At 71.2% G+C, this 2,576-nt stretch carries 2 protein-coding genes; both read left to right on the forward strand.

Features of this window, described 5'->3' with window-relative positions:
- Nucleotides 1-618 precede the first annotated feature (618 nt).
- Complete coding sequence (locus LCE31_RS38725) at nt 619-1,947, forward strand: GlxA family transcriptional regulator (RefSeq protein ID WP_225022907.1); 1,329 nt, start codon at nt 619-621, stop codon at nt 1,945-1,947.
- A 10-nt stretch (nt 1,948-1,957) separates the two neighbouring features.
- A complete protein-coding gene (orn, locus tag LCE31_RS38730) occupies nt 1,958-2,560 on the forward strand; it encodes an oligoribonuclease (protein WP_225022908.1) in 603 nt (200 codons plus the stop codon).
- The last annotated feature ends 16 nt before the right edge of the window (nt 2,561-2,576 follow it).

Below are 2,576 nucleotides of genomic sequence, written 5' to 3' on the forward strand. Positions count from 1 at the left end.
CCACCGGACCCGCCGCCGCGACGGCCGGATGCCGGCTGCCGCCGGCTCGCGAGCCCCCGCCCGGCCGCCCACGGATCAGCCCGCTGAACGATTTCGGACGCGTCGGCCGGGGTAAGAAGCGCCCCGGCGACCGCCCCTCACCCCGGCGCACAGGGGCGCGCACAGAATCACGCGGCGGCTCACCAAGGCACGAGGGCTCATGGGCGTTTCAAACGCGTACACCGCGAGATTGAGAGCTCACAGGGACTCACCCATCTCTTTTCAGCCAACTTCTCGGCCGAGCAGAAGCCTTGGCGAAATCCCCCGCCAACCCCCTTGCCACCAGGCACAAGGCTGTTTCCGTTCGCCAATCCCGGCCATGGGGACGGGCCATGGGCGGGAGGCGTACTTCCCTGCGCGGCTTGCGAGTGGAACGCTTCGTGATCGAATGCTTCGCGCCAAGTTGCCTTGTCGACATAACGGCGGGTGGGGAACTGGTCACGCCGGCACCACGGGACACAGTAGATTCGATCATGAGCATCGAAGGCCGGGGACCCGTGCAAAACCGAGGGGAATCGTGCAGGAGCGAGAGGCCCGACAAGAACGGGGAGACGCGAACACCGAGGGGGGCTTAGCGCCATGAGCCAGGACTCCACTGCCACACAGGAGTCAGTACGAAAGCTTTCCGGGCGTCGCCGCCGGGAGGTCGTCGCAGTACTGCTGTTCAGCGGCGGCCCCATCTTCGAGAGCTCCATTCCGCTCTCCGTGTTCGGCATCGACCGGCAGGACGCCGGCGTCCCCCGCTACCGCCTGCTGGTGTGCGCCGGGGAAGAGGGCCCCCTGCGGACCACGGGCGGGCTCGAACTGTCCGCGCCGTACGGTCTCGACGCCATCGGCAGGGCGGGCACGGTGGTGGTGCCCGCGTGGCGGTCGATCACGGCACCGCCGCCGCTGGAGGCGCTCGAAGCGCTGCGCAGGGCGCACGAGGAGGGCGCGCGGATCGTCGGCCTGTGCACCGGCGCGTTCGTGCTGGCCGCCGCCGGGCTGCTGGACGGCCGCCCGGCCACCACGCACTGGATGTACGCGCCGACGCTGGCGAAGCGGTACCCGTCCGTCCATGTGGACCCGCGGGAGCTTTTCGTGGACGACGGCGATGTCCTCACATCTGCGGGCACCGCGGCCGGAATCGACCTCTGTCTCCATATAGTCCGCACGGACCACGGGTCGGAGGCCGCGGGAGCGCTCGCGCGCAGGCTCGTCGTACCGCCGCGCAGGAGCGGAGGCCAGGAGCGCTACCTGGACAGGTCTTTACCTGAGGAGATCGGCTCCGACCCGCTCGCCGAGGTCGTCGCCTGGGCGCTGGAGCATCTGCACGAGCAGTTCGACGTGGAGACGCTGGCCGCCCGCGCGTACATGAGCCGCAGGACCTTCGACCGGCGGTTCCGCTCGCTGACCGGCAGCGCCCCGTTGCAGTGGCTGATCACCCAGCGGGTGCTCCAGGCGCAGCGCCTGCTGGAGACGTCGGACTACTCGGTGGACGAGGTCGCGAACCGCTGCGGCTTCCGGTCGCCGGTGGCGCTCCGCGGGCACTTCCGGCGGCAGCTGGGCTCGTCGCCTGCGGCGTACCGCTCGGCGTACCGGGCCAGGCGTCCGCAGGCCGACCCGCAGGCCCCGGTGCCGGAGCAGCGGTCCTCCGCGGCGAGCGGCACGGGCTCGGGCTCCGGCCCGTCGGAGCCGGGTGTCCCGGGCCAGACCCGCCGCCCGGCCCCGGGCGCGGGGCCGACGAACGGCTCGGGCGTGCCGTCCGCCGGGGCGGCCCATCCGCAGCAGGGCGCCGCACCGGCCCATACGCCTGTTTCTGGGGCCACGGGACCGGCCGCGGGTCCGGACCAGGACAAACCGGGTTCGGACATGTACGCGACAGGTCCGGGGCGGCCGGGCCTGCCCGGCCGGCGGAGCGCGCCGTAGGGTAAGGCGCATGAACGATCGAATGGTGTGGATCGACTGCGAGATGACCGGGCTCTCGCTGGCGGACGACGCACTCATCGAGGTGGCCGCGCTGGTCACCGACTCGGAGCTGAACGTGCTCGGCGAAGGGGTGGACATCGTGATCCGCCCGCCGGACGCCGCTCTGGAGACGATGCCCGAGGTGGTGCGCACCATGCACACCACCGGGGGCCTCCTCGACGAGCTCGCGTCCGGTACGACGATGGCGGACGCGGAGGCACAGGTCCTGGCGTACGTGAGGGAGCACGTCAAGGAGCCCGGCAAGGCGCCGCTGTGCGGGAACTCGGTCGGCACGGACCGCGGCTTCCTCGCCCGCGACATGCCCGGCCTTGAGGGCTACCTCCACTACCGGATCGTCGATGTCTCCTCGATCAAGGAGCTGGCGCGCCGCTGGTACCCGAGGGCGTACTTCAACAGTCCGGACAAGAACGGCAACCACCGCGCCCTCGCCGACATCCGCGAGTCGATCGCGGAGCTGCGCTACTACCGCGAGACGGTCTTCGTACCGGCGCCGGGACCGGACTCGGAGACGGCGAAGCGCATCGCCGCGAAGCACGTCGTCACCCCGTCCTAGAAACGCCCGCCACCGC

Source organism: Streptomyces sp. 8L (assembly GCF_020176795.1).
Lineage (GTDB): Bacteria > Actinomycetota > Actinomycetes > Streptomycetales > Streptomycetaceae > Streptomyces.